The 26,113-nt window shown below is 66.6% G+C and carries 26 protein-coding genes; 16 read left to right on the forward strand and 10 right to left on the reverse strand.

What is annotated here, in order from left to right:
- Positions 1–28: 28 nt before the first annotated feature.
- Positions 29–1,024, reverse strand: coding sequence for a helix-turn-helix transcriptional regulator (locus tag JLK41_RS00285; RefSeq protein WP_210390116.1), 996 nt, complete (start codon positions 1,022–1,024; stop codon positions 29–31).
- Between the two features lie 42 nt (positions 1,025–1,066).
- Positions 1,067–1,810 carry an SDR family oxidoreductase gene (locus JLK41_RS00290; RefSeq protein WP_037052211.1) on the reverse strand — a complete coding sequence of 248 codons (744 nt, stop codon included), beginning with the start codon at positions 1,808–1,810 and terminating at the stop codon, positions 1,067–1,069.
- A gap of 232 nt (positions 1,811–2,042) precedes the next feature.
- Here JLK41_RS00290 and JLK41_RS00295 point away from each other — a divergent pair, with 232 nt between their 5' ends.
- The 3 genes from JLK41_RS00295 (at position 2,043) to JLK41_RS00305 (ending at position 4,659) form a co-directional block, all read left to right on the forward strand.
- Positions 2,043–3,485: a SulP family inorganic anion transporter gene (locus JLK41_RS00295; RefSeq protein WP_210390117.1), complete on the forward strand. Its 1,443-nt coding sequence runs from the start codon at positions 2,043–2,045 to the stop codon at positions 3,483–3,485.
- 147 nt (positions 3,486–3,632) lie between these two features.
- Positions 3,633–4,235, forward strand: coding sequence for a nucleotidyltransferase domain-containing protein (locus JLK41_RS00300; protein WP_210390118.1), 603 nt, complete (start codon positions 3,633–3,635; stop codon positions 4,233–4,235).
- Positions 4,225–4,659 (forward strand): hypothetical protein, encoded by a 435-nt coding sequence (locus JLK41_RS00305; RefSeq protein WP_210390119.1) that lies wholly within the window; start codon positions 4,225–4,227, stop codon positions 4,657–4,659. Before JLK41_RS00300 ends, JLK41_RS00305 begins: the two co-directional genes overlap by 11 nt.
- A 141-nt stretch (positions 4,660–4,800) precedes the next feature.
- On the opposite strand, the gene trpA is transcribed toward JLK41_RS00305, so the two are convergent.
- Both trpA and trpB read right to left on the reverse strand, forming a co-directional pair.
- Positions 4,801–5,610 carry a tryptophan synthase subunit alpha gene (trpA, locus tag JLK41_RS00310; RefSeq protein ID WP_134676655.1) on the reverse strand — a complete coding sequence of 270 codons (810 nt, stop codon included), beginning with the start codon at positions 5,608–5,610 and terminating at the stop codon, positions 4,801–4,803.
- Positions 5,607–6,818 carry a tryptophan synthase subunit beta gene (trpB, locus tag JLK41_RS00315; RefSeq protein ID WP_037052202.1) on the reverse strand — a complete coding sequence of 404 codons (1,212 nt, stop codon included), beginning with the start codon at positions 6,816–6,818 and terminating at the stop codon, positions 5,607–5,609. The genes trpA and trpB overlap by 4 nt, the downstream gene beginning before the upstream one ends.
- Before the next feature lie 121 nt (positions 6,819–6,939).
- Between trpB and JLK41_RS00320 the strand changes: the two genes are divergently transcribed.
- The 8 genes from JLK41_RS00320 (at position 6,940) to JLK41_RS00355 (ending at position 17,044) form a co-directional block, all read left to right on the forward strand.
- Positions 6,940–7,827 (forward strand): LysR family transcriptional regulator, encoded by an 888-nt coding sequence (locus tag JLK41_RS00320; RefSeq protein WP_134676657.1) that lies wholly within the window; start codon positions 6,940–6,942, stop codon positions 7,825–7,827.
- Positions 7,805–8,470, forward strand: a complete 666-nt coding sequence (locus JLK41_RS00325) for an RNA polymerase sigma factor (RefSeq protein ID WP_244229922.1) — start codon at positions 7,805–7,807, stop codon at positions 8,468–8,470. The genes JLK41_RS00320 and JLK41_RS00325 overlap by 23 nt, the downstream gene beginning before the upstream one ends.
- Positions 8,467–9,408: a FecR family protein gene (locus JLK41_RS00330; protein WP_210390120.1), complete on the forward strand. Its 942-nt coding sequence runs from the start codon at positions 8,467–8,469 to the stop codon at positions 9,406–9,408. Before JLK41_RS00325 ends, JLK41_RS00330 begins: the two co-directional genes overlap by 4 nt.
- 116 nt (positions 9,409–9,524) lie before the next feature.
- The gene (locus tag JLK41_RS00335) at positions 9,525–11,912 is read left to right on the forward strand and encodes a TonB-dependent receptor (RefSeq protein ID WP_210390121.1); all 2,388 of its coding nucleotides are present in this window, start codon (positions 9,525–9,527) and stop codon (positions 11,910–11,912) included.
- A 119-nt stretch (positions 11,913–12,031) separates the two neighbouring features.
- On the forward strand, positions 12,032–12,538 hold the full coding sequence (locus tag JLK41_RS00340) for a sigma-70 family RNA polymerase sigma factor (protein ID WP_152487488.1): 507 nt from the start codon (positions 12,032–12,034) through the stop codon (positions 12,536–12,538).
- Complete coding sequence (locus JLK41_RS00345; protein WP_037052191.1) at positions 12,535–13,482, forward strand: DUF4880 domain-containing protein; 948 nt, start codon at positions 12,535–12,537, stop codon at positions 13,480–13,482. The genes JLK41_RS00340 and JLK41_RS00345 overlap by 4 nt, the downstream gene beginning before the upstream one ends.
- 780 nt (positions 13,483–14,262) lie before the next feature.
- Positions 14,263–16,695 (forward strand): TonB-dependent receptor, encoded by a 2,433-nt coding sequence (locus tag JLK41_RS00350; protein ID WP_210390122.1) that lies wholly within the window; start codon positions 14,263–14,265, stop codon positions 16,693–16,695.
- Positions 16,696–16,828: 133 nt separating this feature from the next.
- Positions 16,829–17,044, forward strand: coding sequence for a dodecin (locus JLK41_RS00355; protein ID WP_037052187.1), 216 nt, complete (start codon positions 16,829–16,831; stop codon positions 17,042–17,044).
- Here the strand turns inward: JLK41_RS00355 and JLK41_RS00360 are convergent.
- Entirely contained in the window at positions 17,013–17,990 is a 978-nt protein-coding gene (locus tag JLK41_RS00360; RefSeq protein WP_210390123.1) for an NAD-dependent epimerase/dehydratase family protein, read from the reverse strand. The genes JLK41_RS00355 and JLK41_RS00360 overlap by 32 nt on opposite strands.
- A gap of 218 nt (positions 17,991–18,208) precedes the next feature.
- Between JLK41_RS00360 and JLK41_RS00365 the strand changes: the two genes are divergently transcribed.
- Positions 18,209–18,787, forward strand: coding sequence for a hypothetical protein (locus JLK41_RS00365; RefSeq protein WP_037052179.1), 579 nt, complete (start codon positions 18,209–18,211; stop codon positions 18,785–18,787).
- 6 nt (positions 18,788–18,793) lie between these two features.
- On the opposite strand, the gene JLK41_RS00370 is transcribed toward JLK41_RS00365, so the two are convergent.
- The 4 genes from JLK41_RS00370 to JLK41_RS00385 all read right to left on the reverse strand — a co-directional run bounded on the left by JLK41_RS00370 (position 18,794) and on the right by JLK41_RS00385 (position 20,951).
- Positions 18,794–20,023: a nucleoside recognition domain-containing protein gene (locus JLK41_RS00370; RefSeq protein WP_134676663.1), complete on the reverse strand. Its 1,230-nt coding sequence runs from the start codon at positions 20,021–20,023 to the stop codon at positions 18,794–18,796.
- Positions 20,024–20,097: 74 nt separating this feature from the next.
- Positions 20,098–20,559, reverse strand: a complete 462-nt coding sequence (locus JLK41_RS00375; RefSeq protein ID WP_210390124.1) for an inhibitor of vertebrate lysozyme family protein — start codon at positions 20,557–20,559, stop codon at positions 20,098–20,100.
- Positions 20,560–20,569: 10 nt separating this feature from the next.
- The gene (locus JLK41_RS00380; protein WP_037052169.1) at positions 20,570–20,734 is read right to left on the reverse strand and encodes a DUF1328 domain-containing protein; all 165 of its coding nucleotides are present in this window, start codon (positions 20,732–20,734) and stop codon (positions 20,570–20,572) included.
- A 19-nt stretch (positions 20,735–20,753) separates the two neighbouring features.
- Positions 20,754–20,951 (reverse strand): hypothetical protein, encoded by a 198-nt coding sequence (locus tag JLK41_RS00385; protein ID WP_037052167.1) that lies wholly within the window; start codon positions 20,949–20,951, stop codon positions 20,754–20,756.
- Between the two features lie 365 nt (positions 20,952–21,316).
- Here JLK41_RS00385 and JLK41_RS00390 point away from each other — a divergent pair, with 365 nt between their 5' ends.
- Entirely contained in the window at positions 21,317–21,721 is a 405-nt protein-coding gene (locus JLK41_RS00390; protein ID WP_021442733.1) for an acyl-CoA thioesterase, read from the forward strand.
- A 78-nt stretch (positions 21,722–21,799) separates the two neighbouring features.
- On the opposite strand, the gene JLK41_RS00395 is transcribed toward JLK41_RS00390, so the two are convergent.
- Positions 21,800–22,900, reverse strand: a complete 1,101-nt coding sequence (locus tag JLK41_RS00395) for a TRAP transporter substrate-binding protein (protein ID WP_037052165.1) — start codon at positions 22,898–22,900, stop codon at positions 21,800–21,802.
- A gap of 244 nt (positions 22,901–23,144) precedes the next feature.
- Here JLK41_RS00395 and JLK41_RS00400 point away from each other — a divergent pair, with 244 nt between their 5' ends.
- The 3 genes from JLK41_RS00400 (at position 23,145) to JLK41_RS00410 (ending at position 26,067) form a co-directional block, all read left to right on the forward strand.
- Positions 23,145–23,690 (forward strand): TRAP transporter small permease subunit, encoded by a 546-nt coding sequence (locus JLK41_RS00400; protein WP_037052162.1) that lies wholly within the window; start codon positions 23,145–23,147, stop codon positions 23,688–23,690.
- The gene (locus JLK41_RS00405; protein ID WP_037052157.1) at positions 23,683–25,059 is read left to right on the forward strand and encodes a TRAP transporter large permease; all 1,377 of its coding nucleotides are present in this window, start codon (positions 23,683–23,685) and stop codon (positions 25,057–25,059) included. The genes JLK41_RS00400 and JLK41_RS00405 overlap by 8 nt, the downstream gene beginning before the upstream one ends.
- A 105-nt stretch (positions 25,060–25,164) precedes the next feature.
- Complete coding sequence (locus JLK41_RS00410; RefSeq protein ID WP_210390125.1) at positions 25,165–26,067, forward strand: D-hexose-6-phosphate mutarotase; 903 nt, start codon at positions 25,165–25,167, stop codon at positions 26,065–26,067.
- The last annotated feature ends 46 nt before the right edge of the window (positions 26,068–26,113 follow it).

A 26,113-nucleotide genomic window follows, 5' to 3' on the forward strand; every position in this document is an offset into this window, starting at 1 on the left:
GACGCTGCGAGGATGCTGTCGGGCCTGGCTAGATGGATTCGCGGGGTGCAACGCCGAAGTGCTGCCGGTATGCGGTGGCGAAGTTGCTGGCATGGCGGTAGCCGACGTAGTGGGCGACATCCTGAACGCGCCAGCCCTGTCCGAGGTACTGCCTGGCCAGCTCCATGCGGCGCTGGCGCAGGTAGGCCATGACGCTGACACCATAGGCCTGCTGGAACTTCTGGCGCAGTGAGCTGGGGCTCATGCACGCCAGCTGTGCCAGCTGATGCAGGCTGTGCTCGGCTCCAGGTTCCTGATGCAGGTAGTCGCGTACCCGCTCCAGCAGGCTGCGGTCACGTGGGTTGAGCGAGGGCGCGTGGCGCTCGTCGGCGTCGATGGCGTTCAGGCCATGTGCCAGCAGCTGCAGTGCCAGGCCTTCGTGCAGCAGGCGCTGCAGGCAACCGTGCGAGCGTTCGCCGGCCAGGGCCTGCAGGGCAGGCTGCAGGTCTGCCGGAACGCTCCAGCGTTGCGTGTACACGCGGCGCTGTCGGAGGCTGGCACGCAACAGATCGGCCAGTTGCTCATCCGCCAGGTCATCGATGTCAGCGATGGACAGGTTGAGGCCACGCAGGTGGTGATGAGCGTGATGCCGGGCACTCTGGCCGGGCCCGTCCTGGCTGAGCAGGGTGACGCCCTGACCCGGCGTGAGGGTGGTGGAGGTGGTGCCGTCGAGCTGGGCCTGTCCTTCCAGCAGGACGATCATGGTGAGACTGGGGGCGGTGAAGGACTGCGCCTGGTAGCCGTGCAAGGTGTGCACCTCGGAGCTGACCAGGGTCATGCCCAGACGGGTTTGCTGCTCGTTGATGTAGCCCCGCATCACGCACGGGTTGTCTTCATGCTGTGGGCCAATCAGGCTGTAGTGCACATGATGACGGCGGCCCAGCTGGCGCAGGTCATCCAGCGAGTAGAGGCATGGGGCGTGCAGGGGCTGGACCATGGGCGTCACCCGGGCGGCGAAAATGCAGATGATAACATTGATTATCATTTGCGTATTTCGATGATATGGCGCGCCCTTGCTGCCCTGGGACTAGCGCCCGCCGGCGATATCCAGCAGTGCGCCGGTGGTGTAGCTGGCCTTGTCGTCGAGCAGCCAGACGATCGCCTCGGCGACTTCCTCGGCACGTCCGGCGCGTCCCAGCGGGGTGCCCTTGCCCAGGCGCTCGGCACGATCCGGCTGGCCGCCGCTGGCGTGAATGTCGGTATCGATCAGCCCCGGACGCACGGCGTTGACCCGCACGCCCTCGCCGCCCAGCTCCTTGGCCAGGCCACGGGTCAGGACGTCCATGGCGCCCTTGGCCCCGGCATAGTCGACGTACTCGAAGGGTGAGCCGAGGCTGGCTGCCACCGACGACACCAGCACCATCGAGCCGCCCGCGCCGCCACGGCTGCGGGCCATGCGCCGGGCGCCTTCGCGGGCGGTGAGATAGCTGCCCAGCACGTTGACCTCGAACATGCGCCGCAGGCGCTCGCCGCTCATGTCCAGCAGCGGCAGGGGCGGTGCGACGATGCCGGCATTGACCACCAGGCCCTGCAGCGGGCCGAGTGCATCCATGGCTTCGAACAGCCGCTGCACGTCGGCCTCGATGGCCACGTCGCCCTGCAGTGCGACGGCCTGGCCGCCGGCCGCCTGGATCTGCGCCACCACTGCGTCGGCGGCCGCGCGATCCTCGCGATAGTTGACGCCGACCGTCCAGCCCTGCGCGGCGGCCAGCAGGGCGGTGGCGCGGCCGATGCCACGGCTGGCGCCGGTAATCAGCAGGTTCTTGCTCATCAGCGGGATCCTCGTCGGTTTCCGCTCAGGTTACCCGCGCGCGCCATCCAGCCCAAGCCGCATTGCATGCAGATCGGAATGCCGCCACCGCCCTCTGTCGGCGAGCTTGGCCCGTTGCCATCAGTCAGTGTTTTGCCCGCTTCGCTGGTTGCCCGGGCGCTTGGGCGCTACCATGCGCCCCCCTTTTTTCTTCATCCGCCATCGCCCGGTCCAGCCGGCTAGCCGAGACGTCATGAAACCCGCACGCATACGCGCCGACCTGCTGGCCGGCCTGACCTCCTCCTTCGCCCTGGTGCCGGAGTGCATCGCCTTCGCCCTGGTCGCCCAGCTCAACCCGCTGATGGGGCTGTACGGCGCCTTCATCATCTGTACCCTCACCGCCCTGTTCGGGGGCCGTCCCGGCATGGTTTCCGGTGCGGCCGGCTCGATGGCCGTGGTGATCGTCGCCCTGGTGGTGCAACACGGTGCGCAGTACCTGCTGGCCACCGTGCTGCTCGGTGGCGTGCTGATGATCCTGTTCGGTCTGCTGCGCCTGGGCAAGCTGGTGCGCATGGTGCCGCACCCGGTGATGCTCGGCTTCGTCAACGGCCTGGCCATCGTCATCGCGATGTCGCAGCTGGAGCACTTCCATGCCGAAGGCGGCTGGCTGCAAGGTGCCGCGCTGTCCTGGATGCTGGGCCTGGTGGCGCTGACCATGGCCGTGGTCTACCTGCTGCCGAAGCTGACCCGCGCGGTGCCGCCGGCGCTGGTGGCGATCCTCGGCGTCGGCCTGCTGGTGTACCTGCTCGACCTGCCCACGCGCACCCTCGGCGACATGGCGCATATCGCCGGCGGCCTGCCGCAGTTCGCCCTGCCGGACATTCCGTGGAACCTGGAGACCCTGCGCATCATCGCCCCCTACGCGGTGCTGATGGCGCTGGTCGGCCTGCTGGAAACCCTGCTGACCCTCAACCTCACCGACGAGATCACCCAGAGCCGCGGCAACACCAACCGCGAGTGCGTGGCGCTCGGTGCGGCCAACATGGTCTCCGGCGCGTTCGGCGGCATGGGCGGCTGTGCGATGATCGGCCAGACCATGATCAACCTCAGCTCCGGCGGCCGTGGCCGGCTGTCCGGCGTGGTCGCCGGGGTGATGATCCTGCTCTTCGTGCTGTTCCTCTCGCCGCTGATCGAGCGCATCCCGCTGGCCGCGCTGGTGGGCGTGATGTTCGTGGTGGCGCAGCAGACCTTCGCCTGGGGCTCGCTGCGGGTCGCCGGCAAGGTGCCGGCCAATGACGTGCTGGTGATCGTCGCGGTGACCGCCATCACCGTGGTCACCGACCTGGCCACCGCAGTGCTCTGTGGCATCGTCATCGCCGCGCTCAACTTCGCCTGGCAGCATGCCCGTGAGCTGTATGCCGACAGCGACGTGCAGGCCGACGGCAGCAAGCTGTACCGTGCCCATGGCACGCTGTTCTTCGCTTCCTGCACCACCTTCCTCAATCAGTTCGAGCCGGCCGACGATCCGCAGCAGGTGACGCTGGACTGCCGCCACCTGAGCTTCGTCGACTACTCCGCCATCGCCGCGCTGAAAACCCTGCGCGAACGCTACGAGCGCGCCGGCAAGCACCTGCGCGTGGTGCACCTGTCCGAGCGCTGCAAGCAACTGCTCAAGCGTGCCGGGGCGGGCGAGTAGGGGCCTCCGCCCATGTGCAGGCGTTAGCACGGGGCAGTGATCAGCGAGGGCGGTGCCGGCAGCGCTGCCTGCAATCTTGCTGAAAGAGCATTGAAGAGTCCCTGTTTAGGACTTATCGTTCCACTATTGGGACTCAATGGGGCTTCTATGCCAACTCTTTCATTAAGCGAGGCGCTGTTCACCGGCACCCAGCGCAAGGTGCTGGGGCTGCTGTACGGCAAGCCGGAGCAGAGCTTCTATGCCAACGAGATTGCTCGTCATGCGCAGGTTGGCAAAGGCAGTCTGATGCGTGAACTGGAGCGGTTGCAGCAGGTGGGCATCCTGACCCTGACCCGCCAGGGCAATCAGACCCATTACCAGGCCAACCCGGATTGTCCGATCTATGCCGAGTTGCAAGGTATCGTGCGCAAGACCTTTGGCATCGGTGCGCCGCTGCGCGAGGCACTTGCGCCGCTCTCCGCGCAACTGACGTGGGCTTTCGTCTATGGTTCGCTGGCCAAAGGCCGCGAACATGCCGATAGCGATATCGACCTGATGCTGATCGGCGACAGCCTGCGCTATGCCGAGGTGATGGAACACCTGCTGCCGGTCGAGGCGCAACTGCGGCGTACCATCAGTCCGACGCTGTACACTCCGGGCGAGTGGCAGGCCAGGAAAGCCGCTGGCAACAGCTTCGTGCTGCGCGTGGCGCAGCAGGAAAAGATCGAGTTGATCGGCCACGATCCGGAGGGAACCGAACATGGTCAGTAACGACAATCTTGAAAACCTGCTGCGCACGGGTGGCCTCAAGGCCGAACCGCCAGACCGCAGGGAATGCGAAGGACTGCTACGCTCGGCCATTGATCGCCTGCAGGATGCCCATGCACCCAAGCTGTCATTCGCCAGCCGCTTCGACCTCGCCTATAACGCTGCGCATACACTGGCGTTGACCGCGCTGCGTCTGCGTGGCTATCGCTCCGACCGTCGATACCTGGTGTTCCAGTGCCTGACGCACACGCTGCCGGTCAGCAAGGCACAGGTGCGCCTGTTTGCGCTGTGCCATGATCGGCGCAATCTGGCGGAGTACGAAGGGTACATGGACATGGATGAGCCGCTGCTGGCCGAGTTGGTCGCGGCGACCGATGAGCTTTTACCTGTGGTCCAGGAAGCCATGGCGACGGCTTGGCCGGCATGAGCGCTCAGGCTGGCTCCAGCCTGGCGAATCCTGTCGGTCAGTTCGTAGCGACCGCTGTTCTCCACTCGGGCGCCCGTGCCAGAGAAAAAAGCCGCCGACGGATCGCTCCGCCAGCGGCTTCTTCACTTGCCGGAGATGGGCTCAGCGGCGTGCGTTGCGCACGCCTTCGGCCAGTTCGCGGCACAGGCTCAGTACGCCGTTGACCGCTTCGCTCGGCGAGGTCGCCTGGGCGATCTTGTCGATCAGTGCCGAGCCGACCACCGCACCTTCGGCGCGCTTGGCCACTTCGGCGGCGTGCTCGGGGGTGCGGATGCCGAAGCCGATGCACACGGGCAGGTCGGTGTGGCGGCGCAGGCGCGCCACGGCTTCCTCGACATGATCCATGGTCGCCGCACCGGCGCCGGTGACGCCGGCCACCGACACGTAGTAGACGAACCCGGAGCTGCCGTTGAGGACGGTCGGCAGGCGCTCGTCATCGGTGGTCGGCGTGGTCAGGCGGATGAAGTCGATGCCGGCGGCCTGGGCCGGTTCGCAGAGCTCGTCGTTGTGCTCCGGCGGCAGGTCGACCACGATCAGACCGTCGACGCCAGCGGCCTTGGCATCCGCGATGAAGCGCTCGACGCCGTAGCAGAAGATCGGGTTGTAGTAGCCCATCAGCACCAGTGGCGTGTCCTGGTTGCCGGCGCGGAACTCGCGGACCATCTGCAGGGTTTTCACCATGTTCTGCTTGCCGTCCAGCGCACGGATGTTGGCCAGCTGGATGGCCGGGCCGTCGGCCATCGGGTCGGTGAACGGCATGCCCAGCTCGATCACGTCGGCACCGGCATCGGGCAGGCCCTTGAGAATCTCCAGCGAGGTGGCGTAGTCGGGGTCGCCGGCGGTGATGAAGGTGACCAGCGCGGCGCGGTTCTCCGCTTTCAGTTCGGCGAAGCGGTTGTGCAGGCGGCTCATGCGTGTTTCTCCTGTTCGCCCATGTGGTGCATCACGGTTTGCATGTCCTTGTCGCCACGACCGGACAGGTTGATCACCATCAGGTGGTCCCTGGGCAGCTTGGGCGCGCGCTTGAAGGCTTCGGCCAGCGCGTGGGACGACTCCAGCGCCGGGATGATGCCTTCCAGGCGGCAGCAGTGGTGGAAGGCCTCCAGGGCCTCGTCATCGCTTATCGGCACGTACTCGACGCGCTTGATCTCATGCAACCAGGCGTGTTCGGGGCCGACGCCGGGGTAGTCGAGGCCGGCGGAAATCGAGTGGGCGTCGGTGATCTGGCCGTCCTCGTCCTGCAGCAGGAAGGTGCGGTTGCCATGCAGCACGCCCGGCGCGCCGCCGGCCATGCTCGCCGCGTGCTTGCCGCTGTCGATGCCGTGGCCGGCCGCTTCGACGCCGACGATCTGCACGCCGGCATCATCGAGGAAGGGGTGGAACAGGCCAATGGCGTTGGAGCCACCGCCGATGCAGGCGACCAGCGAATCGGGCAGGCGCCCTTCCTTCTCCTGCATCTGCTCGCGCACTTCGTTGCCGATCACCGACTGGAAGTCGCGGACCATTTCCGGATACGGGTGCGGGCCGGCGGCGGTGCCGATCAGGTAGAAGGTGTTGTGGACGTTGGTCACCCAGTCGCGCAGCGCTTCGTTCATCGCGTCTTTCAGGGTGCCAGTGCCGGCGGTGACCGGGATTACCTCGGCGCCGAGCAGCTTCATGCGGAAGACGTTGGCCTGCTGACGGTCGATGTCGGTGGTGCCCATGTACACCACGCACTGCATGCCGAAGCGCGCGGCCACGGTGGCGGTGGCCACGCCGTGCATGCCGGCGCCGGTCTCGGCGATGATGCGACGCTTGCCCATGCGCTTGGCCAGGAGGATCTGGCCGATGCAGTTGTTGATCTTGTGCGCGCCGGTGTGGTTGAGGTCTTCACGCTTGAGGAAGATCTTCGCCCCGCCGAAGTGCTCGGTCAGGCGCTCGGCGAAATACAGCGGGCTGGCGCGGCCGATGTAGTCGCGCTGGAAGTAGGCCAGCTCGTCGAGGAACGCCGGATCATCCTTGGCCTTCTGGTATTCGGCGGCCAGCGAGTTGATCAGCGGCATCAGGGTTTCGGCGACGAACTGGCCGCCGAAGCGACCGAACAGGCCGCGATTGTCCGGGCCGTTACGCAGTGAAGTCATGGCAAGCTCTCCTGGGATTCTCCATGTAGGAGGAGGCTCCTACGCGATGTGTCCACCCTAACTGCATGCAGCGGGGAAAAAAAGCGATAAGATCGCCGCAATACGTCAGGAAAACTCACCTATGAAGAGCAGCCTGCCTCCCCTCAATGCGCTGCGTGCGTTCGAAGCCGTGGCCCGTCTGGGCAGCCTGAAGCAGGCGGCAAGCGAGCTGAACGTGACGCACGGGGCGATCAGCCGACAGATCCGGCAACTGGAAGAGCAGCTCGACCTGAGCCTGCTGGCCAAGGACGGGCGTGGCGTAAAACTCACCGATGCCGGCCTCCGCCTGCGCGATGCCGCAGGCGAAGCCTTCGAGCGCCTGCGCAGCACCTGCGCCGAGCTGCGGCGCGAGGCCGAAGAGCGCCCGTTCGTGCTCGGCTGCCCGGGCAGTCTGCTGGCGCGCTGGTTCATTCCACGGCTGGATCGCCTGCAGCGCGAGCTGCCTGAGCTCAACCTGCAACTGTCGGCCAGCGAGGGCGAGCTGGATCCACGGCGCCCCGGTATCGACGCCACCCTGCTGTTCGCCGAGCCGCCCTGGCCTGGCGACATGCAGGTGTACGAGCTGGCGACCGAGCGCATCGGCCCGGTGCTCAGCTCGCGTCATGCCCGTCATGCCGAACTGGCCGGGCAGGCAGCGGGCGTGCTCCTGGGTGAGCCGCTGCTGCATACCGCATCGCGGCCGCAGGCCTGGCCGCAGTGGGCGGCGGCCCAGGGCCTGGCGCCGGCGGGGCTGAAGCTGGGGCAGGGCTTCGAGCATCTCTACTACCTGCTGGAGGCCGCTGCCGCCGGGCTCGGCGTGGCCATCGCGCCACAACTGCTGGTAGCCGACGACCTGGCCGCCGGGCGCCTGAGTGCGCCCTGGGGCTTCATCGACACGCCGGCTCGTCTGGCGCTCTGGGCGCGGCGGGACGACCCGCGCAGCGAACGCCTGGCCGCTTGGCTGCGCCATGAACTGCAGCGCGCGGCATGATCCCGGTGACGTGCGGGCGATCGGCTTCATGCTGGTGATAACTATTCTCGATTGCGTGTATGCTGGCGGTCCCTTTCAGCGGTCCGGCCTGCGCCGGGCCTTCGAGAACCTTGCGATCCTCATGCGGCGCCGCGCTCCCTCCTCCCTGCTGCACAGCTTCCAGACCCACTACGGGGATCTGCTGCGCTTCCTGTCCCGGCGCCTGGGCGACTCCCAGCGCGCGGCGGACGTCGCGCAGGACACCTGGCTGCGCCTGGCCGATCATCCGGACGAGCAGCGCGTGGAGAATCCGCGCGCCTATCTGTTCCGCGTCGCCGGCAACCTGGCCATCGACAATCTGCGGCGTGACAACCGTCTGGCCGAGCTGCACGTGGAGGAGGACGTGCTCGACGAGCTCAGCGATCCGCTGGCGGCACCGGAAAAACACCTGCTGGCGCGGGAAAGCCTGGTGCAGCTCGATGCGGCGCTCGCACAGTTGCCGGCCAAGGCGCGCGAGGCCTTGCTGCTCAATCGCCTCGACGGCCTGACCCACGCGCAGATCGCACGGCGCCTGGGGGTGTCCGAGAGCATGGTCGGCAAGTACCTGGCCCAGGCCATGCGTCATTGCCGCCAGTGGCGCAGCCAGCAGGGAGGTGAGCGATGAGCGAGGTCGAGCCTCTCAGCCTGGACGATCAGGCCGTCGATCATCTGCTGCGCCTGCACAGTGGCACTGCGGGGGCCAGGGAGCGTGCGGAGTTCCAGCGCTGGCGCAGGCAGAGCGCGGCGCACGAACATGCGGCCCGCGAAGCCGAGGTGCTGTGGCAGGCGCTGGGGCACACCCAGGCGGCGGCCCGCCATCGCCGGACCGCGCAGCGCAGCTGGCGCCTGCCGGCCATGGCCGCGGTACTGTGCCTGGCACTGCTGCTCGGCCTGCTGGCGGCGCCGCGCACCCTGGTCGGGCTGTATGCCGACCACAGTACCGCCGTCGGCGAACGACGCCTGGTGCAGCTGGATGACGGCAGCCGGGTCTGGCTCAACAGCGGCAGCGCCCTGTCGGTGGATTTCAGCGCCACGCGGCGCGATGTGCGCCTGTACCACGGTGAGGCGTTGTTCGAGGTGGCCAAGGATCGCCAGCGGCCTTTCGTGGTGAGCGCTGGCGACGGTCAGGTGCAGGCGCTGGGGACGCGCTTCGACGTGGACCTGCATGGCGCGCAGGCGCAGGTGACGGTCAGCGAGGGCGTGGTGCAGGTGGCCAGCGGTGGCGCCGCACCGCTGCGCCTCGGCGTGGGGCAGCGCGTGAGCTATCGGCCCGGCGTGGCGCCGGGTGCGGTGCAGGCGCTGGACCCGAGCAGCGTCAGTGCCTGGCAGCGCGGCAAGCTGATCTTCAACCAGCGTCCGTTGGGCGAGGTGCTCGCGGAGCTGGAACGCTACCTGCCCGAGCGCATCCTGCTGCGCGACGAGGCACTGCGCCGGCGCAAGATCAGCGGCGTCTTCGACCTCGACGACCCGCAGGCGCTGCTGACCACGCTGGAGCGCCTGCAGCCGGTGCAGATCACCCGGCTGCCCTGGTTGATCCTGGTGCGGCCGGCGCCACGCGGCTGACGGGCAGAATTTTTTCTGCAGGCGGCTGCAAGATCCTGGCGGCTGTTTCGTCGTGGGTATGAACGCGACTTATTCCTAAGTAGCGCCACCTGCCACACGACATGGAAACCTCTGTAATGCGCTGTCATGTTTCTCCGCTGCACCGTGCCCTGCTGCTCGCCTCGCTGCTCGGCGGCGCCACCCCGCTGGCTCTGGCCGCCGAACCGATCAGCGTCGAACTGCATATCGCCCCGCTCAGCCTGGACAGTGCGATGACCCAGTTCGCCGACCAGGCCGACCTGCACCTGATGTTCAACTCCGACGATCTGCAGGGGCTGCGCAGCGCCGGACTGGACGGCCATTTCACCGTGGAGGAGGCGTTGCAGCGTCTGCTCGCCGGCACCGACCTGAGCTGGACCTTCACCGATGCGCGCACCGTGCTGCTGCAGCGCCGCGGCCCGGACGCGTCCGGGCGGCTCAAGCTGGAGTCCATGCAGATCAGCGTGGCCGCGCGTACCCCGACCGAGATCAGCGCCATTCCCGGTACCGTCTGGGTGGTGGACCAGACCCAGCTGCGCGAGCAGCTCGACGTCGGCGTCAGCCTCAAGGAAGCGCTCGGCAAGCTGGTGCCCGGCCTCGACCTGGCGCCGGAAGGGCGTACCAACTATGGCCAGAACATGCGCGGGCGCAGCGTGCTGGTGATGATCGACGGAGTCAGCCAGAACAGCTCGCGCGGGCTGTCGCGCCAGTTCGACAGCATCTCGCCGTTCAACATCGAACGGGTCGAGGTGCTCTCGGGCGCCAACGCGCTGTACGGCGGCGGGGCCACCGGCGGCATCATCAACATCATCACGCGCAAGGGTGAGCCGGGCGAGGCCCGTTACCAGACGCGCGCCAGCGTCAGCAGCGGCTTCAACAACAGCGATGACCTGGCCATGCGCCTGGCGCAGTCGGTGAGTGGCGGCAACGAGCGGCTGAGCGGGCGCATCGGCGTTTCGGTGGAGAAGAACGAAGCCTTCTACGACGGCGACGGCGAGCAGATCTTCATCGACAACACGCAGACCGACCTGCAGTACAACCGCGCCATCGACGTGCTGGGCAACCTCAGCGCGCGTTTCAGCGACGAGCAGAGCCTCGACCTGCTGGCGCAGTACTATGATTCCGGCAACGATGGCAGCACCGGTATCTTTTTTCCCAACCTGAACTACCGGGCGCCGTCCGACCTCAACGACGCCGAGATTCGCAGCGGGCTGGATACCGACCTGCAACCGCGCACCCGTCGCGCCCTGCTCAACGCCAGCTACCACCACAGCGACCTGCTGGGCCAGGATTTCTACCTGCAGGGTTATTACCGCCGGGAAGACAACAACTTCTATCCCTTCCCCTACTACAACTCCGGCAGCCCGCGCGGCAGCAACGGCGTGTATTTCGCCGGTTCGCAGCAGAACTTCGAGGTGAGCGGGCTCAAGGGGCTGTTCAGCAAGCAGTGGCAACGCTTCACCCTGACCTACGGGCTGGACTTCGACCATGAGCGCTTCAATGCCGAGCAGAAGGTCTTCGACCAGCAGACCTCCTCCGCCAGCGGGGGCCTGGTGCTCGACACCGCCAGCAGCGCGCCGCGATACCCCAGCTACGTGGTGGACAGTCTGTCGGCCTATGCCCAGCTGGACTGGAAGCTCACCGAGCAGCTGACCCTCTCCGGCGGCACGCGCCACCAGCGCATGGATGTCGAGGTCGGCGACTTCAAGGGCGTGGCCGGTGGCCGCAACGACTATGACGTCAACCTGTACAACCTGGGTGTCATTTACGATTTCGCCAACGGCCACCAGCTGTGGAGCAACTACAGCGAAGGCTTCGACCTGGCCGACCCGGCCAAGTACTACGGCAAGCCCGGGTTGTCGGTGGAGGACAACCCGCTGGCCGGCATCAAGAGCCGCCAGACCGAACTGGGCTGGCGCTTTGCCGATAGCCGCTGGCAGGCGCAGGCCGCGCTCTACTACATCTGGTCGGACCAGGTGATCAGCTACGACAGCAGCACCCTGACCATCGACGTGGAAGACCAGAAGAGCCGCGATTTCGGTTTCGAGGGGGCCCTCAGCCACTACTTCGACAGCGGCTGGCAGGCCGGTGCGACCCTGCACCTGGTGCGTTCCGAGGAAGAGGACGCCGACGGTGGCTGGATCAAGCGCGATGCCCGCTACGCCTCGCTGTCCAAGTACACCGCCTTCGTCGGCTGGAGCGACGGCAACAGCAGTGCACGGCTGCAGGCCAACCATGCCGTCGACCTGGACGACGACGCCGGCCACGAGATCGACGGCTACACCACCTTCGACCTGACCGCGCAGCGCCAGACTGACTACGGCACCTTCAGCGCCGGTATCCAGAACCTGCTGGACGAGCGTTACAGCACCGTCTGGGGGCAACGCGCCACGCTGTTCTACTCGCCGACCTACGGCCCGGCCTACCTGTACGACTATCAGGGTCGCGGACGGACCTTCACCCTGGGCTACGAAGTGGCGTTCTAAGCGCCGCTCCGTGTCGGCAGCCGCGCCTGGGCGTCGCGGGCGCGGTCTGCCGACGCTTGGCAAGCGTGTCGGGATGGATGACAATGCGATTCATTGTCATTTGATCCGTATTCGCTTTCATGTCCGTCGACGCCCAGGCCCTGCACAGTCTCTATCACGATCACCACACCTGGCTGCAGGGCTGGCTGCGCCGGCGCCTGGGCAACCGCTGCGATGCCGCCGACCTGGCGCAGGACACTTTCGTGCGCCTGCTGCGTGCCGGCAATGCGGCGAGCATCCGCGAGCCACGCCACTACCTGGCCACCGTGGCGCGGGGGCTGATGGTCGACTTCCTGCGCCGGCGTTCGCTGGAGCAAGCCTACCTGGACGTGCTGGCCAGTCAGCCTGCGGCCGAACAGCCTGGTGCGGAGCAGCAGGCGCTGCTGCTGGAGGCGCTGATGGAGGTCGACCGCCTGCTCGAGGGGCTGGGCGCCAAGGTGCGCGAGGTGTTCATCCTGTCCCAGCTCGATGGCCTCACCTACGCCCAGATCGCCGCGCACCTGGGCATTTCCCTGCGCAGCGTGAACACCTACATGGCCCGTGCGGTGGAGCACTGTTGCCTGCTGCAGGCGGGCTGGCAGGCATGAGTACGCCGACCCCCGGCGAGCGCGCCGCGCTCAAGGCCGCCAGCAGCTGGTATGCCAGCCTCAACTCCGGCAGCAGTGGCGCGGCCGAGCAGCAGGCCTGGCAGCATTGGTACGACGCCGACCCCGTGCATCGTCAGGCCTGGCAGCAGATCGAACGCCTGCGCGATCAGCTCGGCCTGCTGCCGGCGCAGATCGCCGCGCCGACCCTGCGAGGCGCCGCCTACAGCCGTCGGCGCGTGCTCGGCAGCCTGTTGCTGGCCGGCGCCGCGCTGCCACTGGGCTGGTTCGCCTGGCGCAGTGACAGTCGCCGTTACTGGACCGCCGACTACCGCAGCGGGGTCGGCGAGCAACGCCACTGGCAACTGGCCGACGGCAGTCGCCTGCTGCTCGGCAGTGCCGGCGCCGCCCAGTTCGACGGCACCCGGCGCCAGCTGCAGCTGCTCGACGGCGAGGCGCAGCTGGACATTGCCGATGGGCCGCAGGCGCTGCACGTGCTGACCCGTGACGGGCTGATCCGCGCCGGCGGCGGTCGCCTCAACCTGCGCTGCGACCCGCATGGCAGCCGCATCGCCCTGCTCGAAGGCTCCGTCGAGGTCAGTTGCGCGGCGCAGCCCGCACGCTGGCAACGCCTGCAGGCCGGCCAGCAACTGCTGCTGCAGCGCGAGCGGATCGGCGCACCGCAGCCGCTGGATGCGCGCAGCACGGCCTGGGCCGAGGGCAGCCTGCTGGCCATCGACCAGCCACTGGGCGAGGTGGTCGCGGAGCTGGCGCGCTACCGCCACGGCATCCTGCGGGTCGATCCGGCGCTGGCCGGGCTGAAGGTTTCCGGCAGCTTCCCGCTGCTCGACAGCGACCGCGCGCTGGCCGCCCTGCAACACAGCTTCCCGCTGCAGGTGGTACGGCGCAGCGACTACTGGGTGACACTGGTACCGCGTGGCGCCTGAGCGGTGCAGCCGTTTCGCGGCTGAAGCCGCTCCCACAGGGTCGTCGGGTTCTACCCGTAGGGTGGATGACGCTTCATCCATCCACCAGCAGGGCGGCCTGGCGGCCTGAGCGCTGCTGAAAGCGATCCGTTCCAGGCTGTAGCAGGCACTCCGGCGGTGCGTTCGTTTCGCGGCTGAAGCTGCTCCCACGGATTCGTCGGGTTCTACCCGTAGGGTGGATGACGCTTCATCCATCCACCAGCGGGGCTCCCTGACAGCCTGAGTACAGCTGAAACCATCCGCTCCCGGTTGCAGCAGGCACCCCGGCGGTGCTGTCGTTTCGCGGCTGAAGCCGCTCCCACGGATTCGTCGGGTTCTACCCGTAGGGTGGATGACGCTTCATCCATCCACCAGCGGGGCTCCCTGACAGCCTGAGTACAGCTGAAACCATCCGCTCCCGGTTGCAGCAGGCACCCCGGCGGTGCTGTCGTTTCGCGGCTGAAGCCGCTCCCACAGGGTCGTCGGGTTCTACCCGTAGGGTGGATGACGCTTCACCCATCCACCAGCGGGCTCCCTGGCAGCCTGAGTGCTGCTGAAAGCGATCCGTTTTCGGCTGTAGAGGGTATTCAACGGTGAGCCTCGATCGCGGCTGAAGCCGCTCCTACAGCCGTCCCTACAGCTGCTCCTACGGGTGGAGCGCGGCATGGCGAGAAAAAATCTCCGGTTCCTTGCACTTTTTGCCGCGCTGCTTCGGCCCTCCCTGCAAACACCCACTCCGCGTCTTGTCGTCAGGGATCCGCCATGCAGTCACCACGCTCCACCCGCTCTGCGCTTCGTAGCGCCATCCGCAACGCCCTGTTCTGTTCCGGCCTGGCCCTGGGCACTGCGCTGCCGGCACTGGCCCAGGCCGACAGCGCGCACACGCAGGCTTACCAGATCAGTGCCGGGCCGCTGGCCGAGGTGCTCGGCCGCTTCGCCAGCGCCGCCGGGGTTGCCCTGTCGTTCGACGCGGCGCTGCTGCAGGGTCGGCAGAGCCAGGGACTGCAGGGCCAGTATGGTGTCGAGGACGGTTTTGCCCGCCTGCTGCAGGGCAGTGGTCTGCAGGCGGTGCGCCAGGCCGAGGGCATCTACGGCCTGACCCCGCAACCACAGGCCGCTGTGGCCAGTCCGGCACCCAGCCGGGTCGCTGGCGATGTGCTGCGCCTGCAGGACACCGAGGTGACCGTCAGCACCCTGCGCGGTGATACGGCCGTGGGCCAGACCAGCCAGCGCGTCACTGTCATCGACCGCCAGCAGATCGAGCGCCAGCTGGCGCTGAGCAGCGACCCTGGGGCGGTGCTCGCCAACCTCATTCCGTCCTACTCGCCGAGCCGGCAGAAGCTGTCCAACGCCGGCGAGACCCTGCGCGGGCGGGCGCCGCAGTTCCTCGTCGACGGCGTGCCGCAGGCCAGCTCGCTGCGCAACGACGGGCGCAGCAGCTACACCATCGACCTGCAACAGGTGGAGCGCATCGAGGTGATCCACGGCGCTTCGGCCGAGCACGGCGGCGGTGCCACCGGTGGCATCATCAACTTCATCAGCCGCCGTCCGCAGGGCTATGGCGTGCGCCAGCACGCCGGGGTCAGCCTGGAGAGCGACGACGCCTTCAGCAGCGACGGTTTCGGCTACAAGCTCAACTACCGCGTCAGTGCCCAGCAGGGCGACTGGGAGGCCCTGTTCGGCAGCACCTGGCAATCGCGCGGGATGTTCTACGACGGCGACAACACGCGCATCGGCGTGGCCTATCCCGGCGAGATCCAGGACACCCGTGACCGCGACCTGATGCTCAAGCTCGGTTACTGGATCGACGATGCCCAGCACCTGCAGTTCAGCGCCAACCACTACCGCCTGACCGGCAACAACGACTATCTGCCGGTGCTTGGCGACCGCGACGCCGGTATCCCCACCAGTGCGACGCGCGGCGACGTGCCCGGCGAGGCGCCGTTCAACGAGAACCGTCAGTACAGCCTCGACTACAGCCACTCGGACTGGTTCGGCAACATCCTCGACGTGCAGCTGTACCAGCAGCGTTATCGTGGCCAGTTCGGCGCCCTGCTCAGCGGCTCCTTCCAGGACCCGGGCATCGCCCCCGTCGGCACGTTCTGGGAGCAGAGCCGCAGTGACTCGGAGAAACTCGGCGGCAAGCTGACCCTGCGCCGTACGGGCCTGTTCGACGGCCTGCTTGACCTGGCCGGCGGCCTCGACCTGATGCGCGACGAGGGCGAGCAGGTGCTGGTGCTGAGCAACCGCAGCTACGTGCCGCCGTCGACCTACGACAACCAGGCCGGCTTCCTCCAGGGCGACCTGCACCTGGGCGAGCGCCTGACCCTGATGGCCGGCGTGCGTCGCGAGCATGCCGAACTGGATGTGGATGATTTCCACACCGTGTGGGGCACCAACAACGCCGGAGGCGTGGATGTCGGCGGCGGCACCCTCTCCTTCGCCAAGACCCTGAGCAACTACGGCTTCACCTACCAGGCCAACGACTGGGCGCAGTTCTACGGTAGCTACTCGGAAGGCTTCGGCATGCCCGACATCGGTCGTGTGCTGCGTGCCGTCGACACACCCGGGCAGGATGTGGAAAACCTGCTGGAGCTGGAGCCGATCATCACCCGCTCCAACGAGCTGGGCCTGCGCCTGAACTTCAGCGATGTCGACCTCGAGCTGAGCTACTACGAATCCTCCTCCAACCTCGGCGAACGGCTGTCGGTGAACAGCGCCGGCAATTACATCGCCAATCGCGAACGGGTGGAAATCCAGGGTTACGAACTGACCGGCAACTGGCGCCTGAACCAGGGCCACAGCCTGCGTGCCAGCTACACCCACAGCGAGGGCGAGTCCGACACCGATGACGATGGCAAGGTGGACACCAAGCTGACCGGCCTGAACATCGCCCCGGACCAGTTCAGCCTGAGCTGGAACGCACAGTGGAACGACGACTGGGCCAGCTACCTGCAGTACAACCTGTACCGCAGCCGCGAGTTCGATGACCCACGGCTGAAGTTCGACGGCTATGCCCTGCTCGCGGCCAGCGTCAGCCGCCGCCTGCCGCTGGGCAGCCTGTCGCTGGGCATCGACAACCTGCTCGACGAGGACTACTTCACCTACTACTCGCAGTCCGCGCGGGTCGCCGACGACTACAACTTCAAGGGCCGTGGGCGCACCTTCACCCTGGCCTACCAGGTGGAGTTCTAGAGCCCCGGCCCGGGCCGCATCGGGGTGCGCCGGTGCGGCCCAACCGCTCGGGAGCGATGACGTGAAGGCGGGTGCCGCGCCTGCGAGCGTCTAGTCTTCAGCGTGAGCCTTTCATCACGAGCGGAGTGCCAGCATGTCCAACCATCACACCTACAAGAAGATCGAGATCGTCGGTTCGTCGCGGACCAGCATCGAAGAGGCCATCGACAATGCCCTGGCCGAATGCGCCAAGAGCGTGCGCAACATGGACTGGTTCGAAGTGGTGGACACCCGTGGCCACATCGAGAATGGCAAGGTGGGGCATTACCAGGTGACGCTCAAGGTGGGCTTTCGCCTGAGCGGTAGCTGATGCCCTGGGCGCCGAGGAAGGCGAGCAAGGCTTCGCGGCTGGTGTAGCGCAGCTGATAGCCGAACTCCTGCTTCAGGCGCCGGTTGGCCAGTACCGGGCGGTAGCGCAGGAAGTCCAGTTGCTCCGGGCCGTACTGACTCAACCCCAGTGGCTTGAGCAGGTGCAGTGCGCCGGCGAGTAGCGCCGCCGGCAGCGGGCGGTAGGGTTTGCCGAGTATCCCGGCGATCTCCGCCAGGTTCAGGGCGCCGTCGCCGGCCAGGTTGTAGATGCCCTCCCGGGCCTCTTCCAGGCCCTGGCGGATGATGCCGACCACATCCTGTTCCCAGATGAACACGAAGCGGCTGGTATGGCCGCGCACCCCCAGCACCGCGCGCTTGCTGAACAGGTCGCTGATCGGGTTGTTCAGACGCTTGCCGAGGATGGTGCCGGGGCGCAGTACCAGCTGGCGCAGCTGCGGATGTTCGCCACGGCAGCGCGCCAGCAGCTGTTCGATCTCCAGCTTGTGCCTGGCGTAGGCGAAGCGCGGATGGCCGCGCAGGGGGTGGTTCTCGTCGATCCACTCGGCGTTGTCCGCGCTGTAGCCGTAGGCGGCGCCGGAACTGGTCACGATCAGCTGGCGCACGCCGTTGGCGACGGCGCTGTCCACCAGGCACTGGGTGCCGCCGACCTCGATGGCGTGCAGATGCGCCTCGCTCATGTCGCGTGGGGGGCGAATCACCGTGGCCAGGTGCACGATGGCATCCGGCTGCCAGCCGCTGATGCACGCGCGGACCTGGGCCGGGCGGCCCATGTCCAGCAGCACCGGCTCGATGTTGGCTTTCAGCCCACGGCCATCGAGGGGGCGAATGTCGGCGGCGATCAGCGTCCACTCCGGGTGCTGGATGGCCAGTTCCTCGAGCAGTTGATGGCCGATGAAGCCGGCGGCGCCGGTGATCAGAACACGCATGGCGGTCTCCTGCCGGGCTGGCCGGGTGCGGATCGTTCCTGTCGATGCCCAGCCTAGGTGGATGGGGCGAGGCGAGCAGTGACACAGCCGGTCAGCGACACTGGCGATTCGCGCCAGGCGGACGAACGGTGTGCCCGCGCGCACAGCCTCGGCCGGCCCGGGTGGTCAGGCGGGGCCGGATCGGGCAAGCTGCCTGCACTCATTCAGGGAGGAATGCCATGTTCAGACCGATACTGTTGCTGGGCCTGCTGGCGCTCGCCGGCTGCGTCGAGGATGAAGTGCCGCTGGCCGAGGAGCAGCACCTGCTGCTCAGTGGCGAGGACTTCGCCGCCTATGAGGTGCCGGTGGACGGCCACTACGACAAGCAGGTGACCTACGCCGCGCGCACCATCGACCTCAGCTTCGAGAGCGATGACAACGAGTGGTTCTATCTCTACAGCGGGGTGTCGCTGTATCCGCGCGCCAGCGATGCGCTGATGACCAGCTACGCCGAGACCTTCGGGGCGTCGTTCGGCCTGCGCGACAGCGGCCTGGAGCAGCAGGACCTGCCCCTGGAGACCGAGCTGGCCAGCCGCATCAGCCTCAAGTTGCTGACCCAGGACGGCGAGCCGGTCGGTAACCTGTTCTATGCCACGGTGGGCAACAAATCCATGTTCACTATCTTCACCGGCATCTACTTCGAAGAGCCCGGCGACTTCGAGGCATTCATCGCTCCCAAGTTGCGCGCGCTGCGCGAGTACCGGCATGACGACCCGCTGCTGACCTGGGCCGGGCGAACGCTGGGCTTCGCCGACTAGCGGACCTCAGCCGAAGAACCAGTAGCACACCGCGATGGCGGCGACGATGCCGGCCGCGTCCGCGACCAGGGCGCAGCCCACGGCGTGGCGTGCGCGTTGCAGGCCGACCGCGCCGAAGTACACCGCCAGCACGTAGAAGGTCGTCTCGGTGCTGCCCTGCACCGTGGCGGCGATCAGCGCCGGGAAGCTGTCGACGCCGAAGTTCTCCATCGTCTCGATCAGCATGGCGCGTGCGGCGCCGCCGGAGAACGGCTTGATCAGCGCGGTCGGCAGCGCGTCGACGAAGCGTGTGTCCCAGCCCAGTGCCTCGACCAGCCAGCGGATGCCGTCCAGGCCGAAATCCAGGGCGCCGGAAGCACGCAGCACGCCAATGGCGCAGAGCATGGCGACCAGGTAGGGCAGCAGGCTCTTGGCCACGTCGAAGCCTTCCTTGGCACCTTCGATGAAGCTTTCGTACACCGCGACGCGGCGCAGGGCGCCGACGACCAGGAACAGCAGAATCAGGCCGAACAGGGTGAGGTTGCCCAGCAGCGAGGACAGCGCAGCCAGGGCCGTGGCGCTCATGCCGGCGAGCAGGCTCATGAAGCCTCCCAGCAGCAGGGCGGTGGGAATCAGGTAAGCCAGCACCACCGGGTCCCACAGGCGCAGGCGCTGCATCGCCGCCACGGCCAGCAGGCCGGCGAGGGTCGAGGCGCTGGTGGCCAGCAGGATCGGCAGGAAGACCAGGGTCGGGTCGTCGGCGCCCTGCTGCACGCGGTACATGAAGATCGACACCGGCAGCAGGGTCAGGGACGAGGTGTTGAGCACCAGGAACAGAATCTGCGCGTTGCTCGCCGTGGTCGCGCTGGGGTTGAGATCCTGCAGGGCGCGCATGGCCTTGAGGCCGATGGGCGTCGCGGCATTGTCCAGGCCCAGGCCGTTGGCAGCGAAGTTCATGCTGATCAGGCCGAGCGCCGGGTGGCCGCGCGGTACTTCAGGCATCAGGCGGGCGAACAGCGGCCCGAGCAGGCGTGCGAGCAGGTCGACCAGCCCGGCCTTTTCGGCGATGCGCAGCAGGCCGAGCCACAGGGTCAGGGTGCCGAACAGCACCACCATCAGCTCCACCGAGAGCTTGGCCATGGCGAACAGGCTCTCGACCATGGCGCCGAATACGCTGGCGTCGCCACCAATCAGCCAGCGTGCCAGGGCGGCGATGGCGCCCAGCACGAAGAAGCTCAGCCACAGGCCGTTGAGCATTGCGATCCCCCTTGGGTTATGGCGGGGGATGATAGCGCGCCGGCCGCTTCAATGCTGCGGCCAGCGTACGGACTTCAGTACCAGTTAGGGTCGCTGCGCAGCTGTTCTTCCAGCAGCTCACGGACCTCTTCGTCCGGATCGCCCAGCCAGCGCAGGCTGGCATGTTCGCTGGGGGCGCGGTCCTCCGGCAGACCGTCCGGCACCTGTACGTAGAGCGCATAGGCATCGTCGTCTTCCCATTCGAAGGCGACGTAGACGCGCTGGTTGAAGCAGTTGTGCGCTTCGCACACCTGACCGACCAGGAAGCGATCACTCTCGGCCTCCACGGCCTGCATGGGGGTGGAAAGGCCGCTGAGGTTCATCAGCCATTCCGGCAGGCGCTGTTCGTCCCTGACCAGGTCTTGCCAGGCTTCGCGGTACTCGGCGTTGCTGGTCAGCAGTTCACCGGGGTGGAAGCTCGCGTCTCGATCGGCGGCCTGAGCCGCCAGGCCGCCGCCCATCAGCAGGGCGGCGACAATGGCGTGGATCGACTGCATCTAGGACTCCTTACACGCGGGGGCGACGGCCCATCACGAACGAGATGATGAACAGCACCAGGAACACCACGAATAGAATCTTGGCGATACCTGCAGCGGTGCCGGCGATACCACCGAAGCCCAGTACAGCAGCGATGATGGCGATGATCAGAAAGGTAAGTGCCCAGCTCAGCATGGCGTTTCTCCTCGATGACTCAGTGAGTGATGGCCCAGGCAGGCCATGGGTCTTGCGTGTCGCTCGCAACGGCCGGCTGCGGCGAGTTGCCCGTGGGCAGCTCCAGTTCGGCGGTGTTGCGGCTTGCGCACAGGGTCTGGCCGATCAGCAGGACGCTGGCGAGCGTCAGGCCGAGCAGAAGCAGCAGGCTGGCAAGTACCAGGGCGACTATCCACATGGCGGTTCTCCTGTTGCACCTGAGGCGGATCGCTCGGATTGCTGGCGGGTCCGTCTCTTCCTTCAACGCTGCGACCGGTACATGACAGGTCGCTCACTGAAGGTATTGCAGCGCCCGTGCCAGACTCCTCTGATAATTAAAGTTCTTGAAAATCATATGGTTACGAAATTACTGCGATGAACCTGGCGGGCATCCTGCCCGAATGGGCCTGCGCCGGTCGTGCGTTTTGCCCGATCGGTCAGGCGTCATGGCGCGCCAGCGCTTGCCAGAGTGGTCGCCCGTCGACTGCGCAGTCGGTATACTCGCAGCGCCTGCCATGCGGGTTCCGCGCCCAGAACAACAACCGCGCCGCGAGTCTCGAGCCGATGAACGACTACGAACAGGAAGACCCGATACCCCAGGGCGACCTCGCCCTGCAGATCACCGCGCTGCCGCGTGAGACCAATGGTTTCGGTGATATCTACGGCGGCTGGCTGGTGTCCCAGATGGACCTCGCCGGCACCGCCATGGCCAGCAAGGTCGCCGGCGGCCGGGTGGCCACCGTGGCCATCGATCGCATGGCCTTCCTGGTGCCGGTGGCGGTGGGCGCGCAGCTGTCCTTCTACACCCAGGCGCTGGAGGTCGGCCGCAGTTCGATCCAGATGATGGTCGAGGTGTGGAGCGACGACCCGCTGTCCAACGAGTGGCGCAAGGTGACCGAGGCGGTGTTCGTGTTCGTCGCCATCGACGGCAGTGGCCGCACCCGTCCGGTACCGCCACGTCGCGGCTGAGCGACCGCGAAACGGGAAAGCGAACAGCTACAACGAAAACGCCGGCGACAAGCCGGCGTTTTGTTTGCTGCCGAGTGATCAGCCGCGGATGTTGTAGATGTCCTTGTCGGCCACTTCCGCATAGTCGTACAGGCGCTGCAGGTAGGCCTTCTGGTGTTCCCAGACCTTGGCTGCTGCCGGGTCGGCCGCTGCGCTGGCCTCGACCACTTCACCCGCCACTTCCTTCAGGCGTGCCAGCACCTCGTCGGGCAGGCGACGCACTTCGACGCCATCGGCCTTGAGTTGCTCCAGGGCTTCCATGTTCTTGGCGTTGTAGTCGTCGAGCATGTCGCCGTTGACGTCACGCGCGGCGGCACGAACGATCGCCTTGAGGTCGGCCGGCAGGGTTTCCCAGGCCTTGATGTTGATGTCCAGTTCGAACAGGACGCTCGGCTCCTGCCAGCCCGGGGTGTAGTAGTACTTGGCTGCCTTGTGCAGGCCCAGGGCCAGGTCGTTGTATGGGCCGATCCACTCGGTGGCGTCGATGGCGCCGGTCTGCATGGCGGTGAAGATCTCGCCGGCCGGCATGTTGACCACGGTGCCGCCCATCTTGGTCAGCACTTCGCCGCCCAGGCCCGGGGTACGCATCTTCAGACCCTTGAAGTCGTCGACCGAGTTCATTTCCTTGTTGAACCAGCCAGCGGTCTGTACGCCGGTGTTGCCACAGGCCATCGGCAGCACGCCGAACGGCTTGTAGACTTCTTCCCAGAGGGCCTGACCGCCGCCGTAGTGCAGCCAGGCGTTCATTTCCTGGGCATTCGGGCCGAACGGCAGGGCGCAGAAGAACTGTGCGGCCGGCACCTTGCCCTTCCAGTAGTACGGTGCGCCATGACCCATTTCGGCGGTACCGCGAGAGACTGCATCGAACACTTCCAGGGCCGGCACCAGTTCACCGGCTGCGTACACCTTGACCTTCAGGCGGCCGTTGCTCATTTCATCGACCAGCTTGGCGAAGCGCTCGGCCCCCACGCCGACGCCGGGGAAGTTCTTCGGCCAGGAGGTGACCATCTTCCAGGTGAAGGTCTGGGCACTCGAACCCTCTTGAGGTGCTGCGCTGCTCTTGGCCTCTTCTTTGCAGCCAGCCAGTGCGGTTGCTGCAAGGCCTACGCCCGCTGCGGCGAGTATGTCGCGACGTTTCATGCAATGCTCCTTCTTGTTGTATTGGTCTGACCACGGGATCGCCGAAGGTAGACCGGGCGTGAATAACATAGGGGGTCGTGACCCACAAGCCTAGTTGCTACGACTAAAGTAGTACGGGCATTGCTGCATCACCGATAGCCTGCCTAGAATCCCCGGCCTGCGGCCCACAAGGACGCGGGCGGCGTGATGTGCAGCCAACCGGTTTGCTGTCCTGTCTCCTACTCATAACGATAAAGGACTCACTATGTCCGACAAGCCTCCACTCCCCCTCGCTCTTGCGTACCTGATCGATGCTCTCAATGCCTGGCTGGGCAAGGCCTGCGCCTGGCTGACCCTGTTCCTGGTGATCGGCACCGCCATCGTCGTGGTGCTGCGTTACGGTTTCGGTATCGGCGCCACCGCCCTGCAGGAGGCGGTTCTCTATGCGCATGCCCTGGTCTTCATGGGGGCTGCCGCCTGGGTTCTGCAGCGCAACGGCCACGTCCGCGTGGACATCTTCTATCAGAACTTCAGCGGCCGCCGTCAGGCGCTGGTGGAGGTGCTCGGCAACCTGCTGCTGCTGTTGCCGGTGGCGCTGTTCCTCGGCTGGGCCAGCTGGGACTACGTCAGCAACTCCTGGTCGACGCTGGAGGCCTCCAGCGAGTCGGGCGGCCTGAAGTTCGTCTACCTGCAGAAGAGCATCATCCTGGTGCTGGTCGCCAGCCTGGTGCTGCAGGGCATTTCCAACCTGATCAAGGCACTTTGCGTCATCAGCGGTCGCCTGCCGGCTCCGGAGGTGAAACATGGCTGAGTTGATGGCGATTCTGCTGTTCGTCAGTATCTGCGTGGCCCTGATGGCCGGCTTCCCGGTGGCATTCACCCTGGCCGGCGTGTCCCTGCTGTTCGCCGGTATCGGCGTGCTCACCGGAACCTTCGACGCGGGCTATCTGAGCGCCCTGCCGAACCGTCTGTTCGGCATCATGAACAACCAGACCATGCTCGCCGTGCCGTTGTTCGTGTTCATGGGGGTGATGCTGGAACGCTCACGGGTGGCCGAGGACCTGCTCGAGTCCATGTCGCGCCTGTTCGGCACCCTGCGTGGCGGCCTGGCGATCTCCGTGTGCGTGGTCGGCGCCCTGCTCGCCGCGAGCACCGGCATCGTCGGCGCCACCGTGGTGACCATGGGCCTGCTGGCGCTGCCGACCATGCTGCGGCGTGGCTATGACCCGGCGATCGCCACCGGTACCCTGGCTGCCACCGGCACCCTGGGGCAGATCATCCCCCCGTCCATCGTCCTGGTCCTGCTGGGTGACGTGATGTCCAGCGCCTACCAGCAGGCGCAGTTGAAGATGGGTATCTTCTCGCCGAAGACCGTATCGGTCGGTGACCTGTTCGTCGGCGCGCTGCTGCCCGGCCTGCTGCTGGTCGGCCTGTACATCGCCTACATCATCTTCGTCGCGATCTTCCAGCCGAAGAAGCTGCCGGCGCTGCCGCAGGAAGAGCTCGGCCCGATCGAATGGGGCAAGCTGGCCAAGGCGCTGATTCCGCCGCTGATCCTCATCGGCGCGGTGCTCGGTTCCATCCTCGCCGGCTACGCGACGCCCACCGAGGCGGCTGCGCTGGGCGCGGTCGGTGCCATGCTGCTGGCGCTGAGCAAGAACAAGCTGAACCTCGGCCAGCTCAAGGAAGTGGCCTACGGCACCACCGAAATCAGTGCCATGGTCTTCATGATCCTGATCGGTGCCTCGCTGTTCTCCCTGGTGTTCCGTGGCTTCGGTGGCGAAGTGCTGATCGAGGACGTGTTCGCCCAGTTGCCGGGTGGCGTGCTTGGTGCGTTCTTCCTGGTGATGCTGGTGATCTTCCTGCTCGGCTTCATCCTCGACTTCATCGAGATCACCTTCGTGGTGGTGCCGATCGTCGGGCCGGTGCTGCTGGCCATGGGTCTGGACCCGATCTGGCTGGGCGTGATGATCGCCCTCAACCTGCAGACCTCGTTCCTCACCCCGCCGTTCGGCTTCGCGCTGTTCTACCTGCGGGGCGTGACACCGGCCAGCGTGGCGACCAGCACCATCTACAAGGGCGTGCTGCCGTTCATCCTGATCCAGATTCTGCTGCTGGTGATCGCCTACCTGTTCCCGGGGCTGATCACCTGGCTGCCGGAACAGGTTTATGGTCCGTAGGTCATAGCTTGCAGTGAGCAGACGCCCGTCCCTGTGACGGGCGTTTTTGCTTCCTGTGCACGGCATGCTTCAACCAGACCCTACTTCGTGGAGCGAGAGGCCCTCATGAGCAAGACCCAAGTCGAACGCGTGGAGTTGGACCAGCTCACCTGCTGGCGCATACGGGCGCGGCGCAGCGAGCTGCTGGTTGCCCAGCAGGGCGCGCAGATACTCAGCTACCAGCAGGATGATCAGCCCCCGCTGATCTGGCTGAGCCCTGACGCGGCCTATCGGCATGGCCAGAGCGTGCGTGGCGGCGTGCCCGTCTGCTGGCCCTGGTTCGGCGATCTGCGGCGCAACCCCGAGGCGGTGCAAGCGCACTATCAGCACGACGAGGCGCCGGCGCACGGCCTGGTCCGTGGCCTGGACTGGCAACTGCTGGGCATCGCCGAGGAGGATGGGGCGGTCAACCTGCGCTTTGCCTTCGACAGCCGCGAACAGCCGCTGCCCGGTTGGCCGCGCGATGCCGCCGTGCACTTCGACATCCGCCTGGGAGACGACCTGCAGCTGCGCCTGGAGACGCAGAACCGCAGCGACCACCCGCTGACCCTGAGCCAGGCACTGCACACCTATTTCGCCGTCAGCGACGTGCGCCAGGTTCACGTGGAAGGGCTGCAGGGATGCCGCTACATCGACACCCTGCAGGACTGGCAGGAGCTGCGCCAGGAGGCCGCGCCAGGATTCGCCGGCGAGACCGACCGCATCTACCTCGACACGCCGGCTCGCCTTAGCATCGTCGACCCGGTCTGGAGACGGCGCATTCACATGGACAGCACCGGGTCACGCTCGGCGGTGCTGTGGAACCCGTGGATCGACAAGGCCAGGCGCCTGTCGCAGTTTCCTGATGAGGCCTGGCAGAACATGCTGTGCATCGAGACCGCCAACCTGCTGGAGGATGTTGTACAGCTGGAAAGCGACGAACGGCATCGATTGCAGCTACGCCTGTCCAGCGAGGCTGCGGTGCCCTGACGGGCGTCGCCCTGCCGCTGGCACAAACAGGACGATCAGGTGCTGG

The organism is Ectopseudomonas khazarica, assembly GCF_017915135.1.
In the GTDB taxonomy this organism is placed as follows: Bacteria; Pseudomonadota; Gammaproteobacteria; order Pseudomonadales; family Pseudomonadaceae; genus Aquipseudomonas; species Aquipseudomonas khazarica.